General features: G+C 69.5%; 8 protein-coding genes and 1 pseudogene. All 9 read right to left on the bottom strand.

Features of this window, described 5'->3' with window-relative positions; translation table 11 throughout:
* A partial coding sequence (locus tag ABY44_RS08565) for a Clp protease N-terminal domain-containing protein (RefSeq protein WP_431641113.1) occupies positions 1-494 on the bottom strand: 494 nt, incomplete at its 3' end.
* Between the two features lie 12 nt (positions 495-506).
* The gene (gene tssG, locus ABY44_RS08560; RefSeq protein WP_330996581.1) at positions 507-1,583 is read right to left on the bottom strand and encodes a type VI secretion system baseplate subunit TssG; all 1,077 of its coding nucleotides are present in this window, start codon (positions 1,581-1,583) and stop codon (positions 507-509) included.
* Positions 1,584-1,591: 8 nt separating this feature from the next.
* Entirely contained in the window at positions 1,592-3,463 is a 1,872-nt protein-coding gene (tssF, locus tag ABY44_RS08555; RefSeq protein WP_059683554.1) for a type VI secretion system baseplate subunit TssF, read from the bottom strand.
* A gap of 4 nt (positions 3,464-3,467) precedes the next feature.
* The gene (tssE, locus tag ABY44_RS08550) at positions 3,468-4,016 is read right to left on the bottom strand and encodes a type VI secretion system baseplate subunit TssE (RefSeq protein WP_060085287.1); all 549 of its coding nucleotides are present in this window, start codon (positions 4,014-4,016) and stop codon (positions 3,468-3,470) included.
* 16 nt (positions 4,017-4,032) lie between these two features.
* Entirely contained in the window at positions 4,033-4,524 is a 492-nt protein-coding gene (locus ABY44_RS08545; RefSeq protein ID WP_027791618.1) for an Hcp family type VI secretion system effector, read from the bottom strand.
* Positions 4,525-4,595: 71 nt separating this feature from the next.
* Positions 4,596-6,104, bottom strand: a complete 1,509-nt coding sequence (gene tssC, locus ABY44_RS08540; RefSeq protein ID WP_060085286.1) for a type VI secretion system contractile sheath large subunit — start codon at positions 6,102-6,104, stop codon at positions 4,596-4,598.
* Entirely contained in the window at positions 6,097-6,651 is a 555-nt protein-coding gene (gene tssB, locus ABY44_RS08535; protein WP_027791616.1) for a type VI secretion system contractile sheath small subunit, read from the bottom strand. Before tssB ends, tssC begins: the two co-directional genes overlap by 8 nt.
* Before the next feature lie 73 nt (positions 6,652-6,724).
* The gene (gene tssA / locus ABY44_RS08530) at positions 6,725-7,849 is read right to left on the bottom strand and encodes a type VI secretion system protein TssA (protein ID WP_155637846.1); all 1,125 of its coding nucleotides are present in this window, start codon (positions 7,847-7,849) and stop codon (positions 6,725-6,727) included.
* Positions 7,836-8,171, bottom strand: a pseudogene (locus tag ABY44_RS08525) (serine/threonine protein kinase); the annotation flags it as partial. The gene tssA and the pseudogene ABY44_RS08525, both read right to left, overlap by 14 nt.

Here is an 8,171-nt window from a genome sequence, read left to right as displayed (position 1 = left end):
TGCCCGGCCGGCGGCGCCTCGGGCGAGCCTTCGACGATCGATTCGAGCGCGTCGGCGAGCACGTCCGGCACGATGCGCTCGAATTCGCGCGTGATCGCCAGCAGCACGTTGCGCAACTGCGGCGTCTTCAGGATGGCGAGCAGCAGCACCGCGCCGCGAATGCGCGTCGCGTCGTACTTCAGCGTCGCGTATACCCACGCACGTTCGACGGCGTCGTCGATATGCACGGACAGATCCGACACCGAGCCCGCGCCGCGCGGCAGTTTGTCGAGCGCGGCGACGAGCCCGCGGTCGATCGCGGCGGCGTCGATCGCGAAGTGGCGCAGCACGCGCTGCAGGTCGCCGTCGGGGCGTTGCAGCATCTGCTTGAACCAGTGCGCGAGCTCGACGTACGGATTGCCGCGCAACCGGCAGAAGCCGGTCGCCTGCTCGAGCGTCTCGTAGAGGAACGGATTCAGTTTTCCGAACAGGTTGACGCGGCCGATATCGGACATGACGGTTCCCGTTTAGGCGGTTTCGCGATGAAGGGGTGCGCCGGCGCGCCGCACGTCGTAGCGGACGACGAGGTCGCGCGCGGGGCCAGGTTCGAGCCGCTGCCCGAGCCACGCGGTGCGGCCGACGCCCTGCGGCGCGCCGAGCGCGATCGCCGGCACCGCGTCGGCCGCCAGTTCGAGCTGCACGTCCCAGTCGAACTCGATACCGACGTATTCGCGCACCCATGACGCGAGCTGTCGGGCATGCGGGCCGCCCGGCAGGAAGCGGCGGTACGCGTCGAGCGACAGCGGGCCGAGCACGATCCGGAAGCGCGACTGCGCATCGCGCACCGCGATGCCGAGCGCGACGGCGCCCAGCCGCAAGGTCGGCCGCGTCGCGCGGATCGTGCAGCGCTGCGACCGTTCGATCGCGACCCATTGCGGCACGTGTTCGACGATGCGGGCCTCGACACCGAAATGCCGGCGCAGGATCTGCACGAGCCCTTCCGGGTTGCGCGTGTGCCGGACGAGATGGCCGGCATGGAAATAACGCGCATGCGGCGCGAGCGTGTCGGCGTCGGCATGCGCGGCGGGATCGTTGTCGTGCGCCGCGCGCCCGATCAGGCTCGCGACATACCCGTCGAAGCGCGCGCGTTCCGGGCGATCGAGGCTCACCGTCGGCTGCGCGTCGGCCCACGCGCGGTAGAACAGCAGGATCAGCCGGTGATGAAACAGGTCGGCGAACGCGGCAAACGTCGGGTCGTCGTGCTGTGCGGCGCGTTCGTGCGCGTATTCGGTCAGGTGCGTCGGCAGCGGCCCGTTCGGGCCGAACAGCCCGAATCCGTGAATGGCAATGCGCGGCGGCACGGTGCCGTCGTCGGTCACGCCGGCGAGCATCGACGCCGCGAACGCGAGCGACGGTTGCTGCCCGAGCCGCACCGGCTCGTCGCGCGGCCGCGTGGCATGGCCGAGCGGCGCGCGGTCGGGCGACAGCGCATCGAGCCAGCGCAACGCCTGGAACAGGTCGTAACCGTGCGGCGCGGCACGCAGGCGCGCCCACCACGCGTCGCGGCGTGCGGCTTCGGTGGCCGTTCCGGCACGCGGAGACATGTCGCGCGTCATATCGCGGGCCGCCTGCCGACACGCGCCGGCCAGTGCGCGAGCGTGCCGCGCTGCGCGCTGGTCAGCACGCATTCGGCGAACGCGTTGATCGATACGTGGCGCGCGAAGAACTGTTCGAGCACCGCGCCGAGCAGGAACGGGCTGTCGCCGGAGAACGCATGGTCGTCGACGGTCACGTCGACCTGCACGCCACGCCCGAACATCAGGGGGCCGGACGCCGGCAGCCGGCGGAACACCGGCGAGAACGCCACGCGCAGCACGCCGTCGATCTGCCGGCGCATCGCGGCATCGGCCGGGTCGGCGTGCAGGCCGAGCAGTTCGCGCAGCGCATGCGCGCCCTCGTCGTCGTCGAGATCGGTCAGCGTGTGACGTGCGAGCCCGAGATGGCGGATCAGCCGCCACGCGGTTTGCGCGTCGGCGATCGGCGGGCGCGGCCGGGACGGGCCGCGGATCGCGACGATGCTGTCGACCGGGGCCGACACGCGCAGCGTGAACGTGTTCGCATCGCCTGGCGGCTGCAGCAGCACGAGGTCGCGGTTGGTACACAGCGTGTCGGCCGCCAGGTAGCGCATCGTCTCGTCGTACGGCGCGCACTGGCTGTCGACGAGCGACACGTAGGTCTCGCTGCCGACGTAGCCGGTGCGCGTGCCGTTCGCGCGCGCCTGGGCGGAGACGAGCCGTGGTTCGCGCCGCACCGTGTAGTACGCGCCGTGGTTGCCGTCGTCGCTGGCGAATGACGCGTGAAACGGCCGGAATTCGCGCGACTGGCCGTCGTCGCGCTGCTCGCTCGCGAGGCGCTGCACCGCATAGACCTCGTAGTCGAGCGGCCGGCTGCGATCGACGACGACATGGTGTTCGCGCGCTCCCGGCTGCAACTGAATGCGATCGGCGCGGCGCGCGAACAGGTTCACGGCCGGCGTGCAGTTCAGCGCGAGGTGGCGCGCGCTGACGGCCGCCTCGAGCGCCGCGTCGTGGCGGTCGAACAGCACGGTCAGTTCGAACTCGTCGCCGGTCGCGCGAGCGAGCGCGGCACGCAGCCCGCCGATGCTGAAGAACAGGAAGCGCGCCGGAAACGCGAAATACTCGCGCAGGAGCCGGTAGCCGTGGAAGCTGCGGCCGTCGTCGGGCAGGATCGCCTGCGCGGGATCGAAACCCTCGTGGACGATCGCGTCGGCATCGAGCGTATGCAGCCAGCGCGGCGGCTGCGCCGGATCGTGGCACACGACGCCGAGCGCATGGGCGGCGATCAGTTCGAGCAGGTGCAGCGCGTCGCGCTCGGGGCCCGCGAGATGGAACGTCAGCCGGTCGAGCGGCAGTTGCGACAGCCTGGCGCCGCCGCGCGCCTTCAGCCGGATGCGCAGCGCACCGCGCACGTCCTGTCGTGCGGCGACGACGCCGCGCGGCAGCCACGACGGTGCGCCGGTGACGCTCGCATCGGTCAGTTCGAGCGGCCACAGCGTCAGGTCGTGCGCGGTACGGAATTCGCACGCGGTCTGCTCGGACGCGGCCGGCCGTGCACGCAGCGCCGTGCCGGCCGGCAGTCGCCAGCCTTGCGCGAGGCTGCCTTCGTTCAGCATCGGCGCGAACCGCACGATCGCCATCGACGGCAGCGGCGCGACATAACCGGGATACACGGCATCGAGCAGCGCCTGCGTGAAGCGCGGAAACTCGGCGTCCATCTTCAACTGCACGCGCGCGGTGAGGAAGCTGAAGCCCTCGAGCAGCCGCTCGACGTACGGGTCGGGCGGCCCCGATTCATTGAGCCGCAGCCGCGCGGCCACCTTCGGGAACTGCTGCGCGAATTCGCCGCCGAGCTCGCGCAGGTACGCGAGTTCACGGTTGTAGTAGTCGAGCAGGCGCGTATCCATCGCGTCAGGCTCCCGCCACGGATTGCAGCGACATCGCGCCCGTCTCGAGATCGAGGTCGGAGCGCAGCACGAATTCGAGCGGATGCGGGATCGACCACAGCGTGCCGCGAATCTCGAACAGCAGCACGTTGTGACGCCGTTCGCCGGCGCGGCCGCCCGGTGCATCGGTCACGCTGCGGACATCGATGCTGTCGGGCGCGATGCGCGGCTCGAAGCGGACGATCGCGTCGCGGATCGACGCCTCGACCGACATCCGCTCGACGCCCGACATCGGCTTGCCGACGAGCGGCCGCATCCCGTAGTTGAGCACCGACGCCTGCGCGTGCGCGAACGCCGACCAGTCGACGAAACCGTCCTCGGCGTTGCGCGTGTTGAGCAGCCACGCGAGATCGCGCAGCACGGCCGCACGCAGGCGTTCGGTGCCGATCCACTGCGCGCCGGGCGCTTCGCTCGCGCGCTGCGGCGTGTCGTCGGTGAGCCGGTCGAGCAGCGCGGGCTGAAGCCGGTCGCGCAGGTTGCCCTCCCGGCCGTCGCGGGTTCGCGGGTCGTCCATGGTCGTCTCCGCGCCGTCACATCTCGGTGTTTTCCTTGATGTTCCAGCCGACGGTCACCTCCGCGCCCTTGCCGCCGTTGTCGTTCTGCTGCCAGTACTGCTTCTTCACCTTCGCGGCCTGGAAGCCGTAGTGCATCATCAGCCGGTCGGCGACGTCGCCCGGATCGATCCCCGCGACCTGCGCGGACGTGACGAGCACCTCCTGCAGCGTGACGCGCATGAACTCGACCTGCGTGCCGCCCGTCTTGCACGCGGAGATCTCGACCGACGACAAATGCTTGCCGTTCGCGCAGTTCTTGATGATCGCGGGTGCCCCCTTGTCCATGTACGCGGCGACGACCAGATCGTTGAAGCTCGCCTTGCCCGCGTTGCCGCCGCTGCCGCTCGCCATGGCGCCCGGCTGGCTCGCGCCCCACGTGAACGACTGGATGTCGGTCCAGCCCTTGTGCTGCGCGTCCGCCGATTCGCCGGTCACGCCGTCCACCTTCATAAACATTGCCACGCCCATAACCGTCTCCGTTTCAGTGCGATGTCAGGATGAATGCCGCGTTGAAGTCCGATCGTTGCATGCGCCGCCGCTCATTCGTTGGCCGCCTTCGCGGTCGGCAGCCGCGAGATGAGCCGCAGCGACACGGTGAGCCCTTCCAGCTGGTAATGCGGCCGCAGGAAGAATTTCGACGTGTAGTAGCCGGGGTTGTCCTCGACCTCGTCGACGACCACCTGCGCGGCCGCGAGCGGCTTGCGCGCCTTGGTTTCCTGCGACGAATTGACGGGGTCGCCGTCGACGTAGTTCATGATCCAGTCGTTCAGCCAGCGCTCCATGTCGTCGCGTTCGCGGAACGAGCCGATCTTGTCGCGCACGATGCACTTCAGGTAATGCGCGAAGCGGCAGCACGCGAACAGGTACGGCAGGCGGCCGGACAGGCGCGCGTTCGCGGTTGCGTCGGGATCGTGATACTCGGCCGGCTGGTACAGCGACTGCGCGCCGATGAACGCCGCGAAATCCGAGTTCTTCCGGTGCACGAACGGCATGAAGCCGTTCTTCGCGAGTTCGGCCTCGCGGCGGTCGCTGATCGCGATCTCGGTCGGGCATTTCTGGTCGACGCCGCCGTCGTCGGTCGGGAACGTGTGGCTCGGCAGCCCTTCGACCGCCCCGCCCGATTCGACGCCGCGGATCGACGAACACCAGCCGTACTGCTTGAACGAGCGGTTGATGTTCGCGGCCATCGCGTAGGCCGAGTTCGCCCACGTGTAGCGGTCGTGGTTCGCGGCGTCGGTGTCTTCCTCGAAGTCGAATTCGTCGACCGGGTTGGTACGCGCGCCGTACGGCAGCCGCGCGAGAAAGCGCGGCATCGCGAGCCCGATGTAGCGCGAATCCTCCGATTGCCGCAGGCTGCGCCACGCCGCATATTCGGTGTTCTGGAATATCTTCGTCAGGTCGCGCGGGTTCGACAGCTCCTGCCACGAATCCATCTGCATCAGCTCCGGCGACGCGCCAGCGATGAACGGCGCGTGCGCGGCCGCCGCGATCTTCGACAGCTCGCCGAGCATCTCGACGTCGGGCGGGCTGTGGTTGAAATGGAAGTCGCCGACCAGGCAGCCGAACGGCTCGCCGCCGAACTGCCCGTATTCCTCCTCGTAGATCTTGCGGAACAGCGGGCTCTGGTCCCACGCGACGCCCTTGTAGCGTTTCAGCGTCCGCGCGACTTCGTTGCGCGACGCCGGCAGCGCCTTGATCTTCAGCAGCTCGTCGGTCTCGGTGTGCGTGACGAGGTAATGCAGCCCGCGCCACGCGCCTTCGAGCGTCTGGAACTCGTTGTGATGCAGGATCTGGTTGATCTGCTCGGACAGCTTGCGGTCGATCTCCGCGATGATCTGCTTCACGCTGCCGTACGCGTCGGTCGTCATGCCGACCGTATGTTCGAGCGCCTGCTGCGCAAGCGTGCGCACCGCGCGCTCGACCGATTCGCGCGCCTCGGCCGTCTTCGGCTTGAACTCCTTCTGCAGCAGCGCCGCGAATTCGTCGTGCGCGACGGCGGGTCGCGCGGCATCGCGCGCGTCGACGCGGGACTGGACAGGATCATTCATCGCGGGCCTCCGGTTGGGTCGCGTCGCCGCTCTGCGCGCTCGCGTGCGGTTCGCGCACGAGCGTCTTCAGCAGGTCGGGGTCGTTGATCGCGCGTTCGATCAGTTGCTCGGCACCGTGCTTGCCGTCCATGTACGAGAGCAGGTTCGACAGCTCGGTGCGCGCCTCCAGCAGCCGGCGCAGCGCGTCGACGTTGCGTGCGATCGCGGCCGGCGAGAAATCGTCGATCTGCTCGAACGTCATGTCGACGTTGAGCATCCCTTCGCCCGTCAGTGTGTTCGGCACCTGGAACGCGACGCGCGGCGCGACCGATTTCATCCGCTCGTCGAAGTTGTCGACGTCGATCTCGAGAAACTTGCGCTCCGGCAGGTCCGGCAGCGGCTCGGCACGCTTGCCCGCCAGGTCCGAAATCACGCCCATCACGAACGGCAGCTGCACCTTGCGTTCGGCGCCGTAGGTCTCGACGTCGTACTCGATCTGCACGCGCGGCGCCCGATTGCGCGCGATGAACTTCTGTCCGCTGCCCGCCGCCTTGGTTCTGTCCGTCATCGTCCACTCCTTCACATCGATCAGGTTGCGCAGTCCGTCGTTGCCGCCCGCATGGCGGTTCCTTTCGTTCGGTTCATTCGTTTGATTCGCTTCGCTCGCCGCTCAGCAGGTCCAGCTTCGCGAGGCTCTCCGGCGCGAGATCGCGGATGATTTCGTAGAAGTCGAGCGCGAGCAGCCGCTGCGCGCGCCGCAGCAGCAGCGGCGCCGGGTGGCTCGGTTCGTGCTGCTCGAAATAGCGGCACATCTTGTCGAGACCGATGCGCACGTCGTCGCGGCTCGTGATGGCGGCTTCGCGCCACGCGTGGGCGTTCGGCATCGGCTTCGACGCAGCGGGTGCCGAGACGGCCTGCGACGCGTCGCCGGGAACGGCCTGCTGCGTGTCGGGCGACACCGGTTGCGGCTCGGGTAGCGGCACCTCGCGTACGATGCGCCGCAGCGCCCTCTCCGCATCGCCTTCGTCGGGTGCCCATTCGCGGCCCAGCTTCTCCGTCACGCACACGCGGATCGCATCCAGCGCATGCAGTGCCGCGCGCGCCGCGTCGAGCGGCGTCGTGCCGTCGCCCGACGCGGCCGACAGCGCGGCCAGCAGGCTTTCGCGGCTGCCGGCTACGGGGCTGCCGGTATCGTCGCGGCCGTCGAGCAGCCGTTCGGCGTCGCGCACGCTCGGCCCGCCTTCGAACAGCGGCTGGCGGCGCGCCGCGCGCGCGCAGTCGTGCGCGCCGGCCACGTCGGCGAGCGCGTTCATCCGCGGTGTCGGGTCTGGTTCGCCGTCCGCGTCGAGCCGCGGATGCAGGGCGTCCCAGCGGCGCTCGAGCAGGTTCGCGACGAGCGCGAGCGCGTCCGCATAACCGGGGATGCCGTGCTGCTCGGTCCAGCTTCGCGCGAGACAGGCGATCACGCGCAGGTCCTTCGTGCGCGCGGACAGCGCCAGCGCGAGCCGCTCGACCGCGCGCCAGTCGGGCGCCTCGGCCGGGATCACGGTGTCGCCGTATTGCTGCTCGGCGCGCGGCGTCGCACGCTCCTGCAACTGCAGGAACTCGGCGTCGTATTCGAGGTTCGCGCCGCACGGCGCATCGGGCGCGACATCCGCGAGCAACGGGCCGATCAGGCCCGCGCGCGGCGTCGCCGGGATGCCGGGCGGCACCGCGGAAAATGCGGCGGCGGCCAGCGCCGCCTGACTGACGTCATTCGAATGCATAGTCGATGTTGACCGGTTTGCTGCCGAAATCGATCGCCACGGTGCGGTGCAACGGCGGCAGCGAGCCGTTGCGGATTTCGATCACGTAGACGCCCGGCGTCAGCGATACCGAACGCAGCGGCGGGCTCGCGCCGCGCCGCGCGCCGTTCACGTAGACGTCGCCCCATGGCCGCACGTTGAAACGCACCTGCACGGTTTCCTGCGCCTTCGGCGCACGCGGCTGTTGCTCGGCAGGCAGCGCGTTCACGGCGGCGACGGCCGTCTGGCTGTCCGGCGGTTTCGGTGCCGGGGATGGCGTCGAAACCGGCGGAACGGCGGCTTC

It is taken from the genome of Burkholderia sp. ZZQ-2, from assembly GCF_050768715.1.
GTDB lineage: Bacteria > Pseudomonadota > Gammaproteobacteria > Burkholderiales > Burkholderiaceae > Burkholderia > Burkholderia cepacia.
Note: the sequence above shows the minus strand (reverse complement) of the source record. Positions and strands in the feature narration are given on the sequence as shown.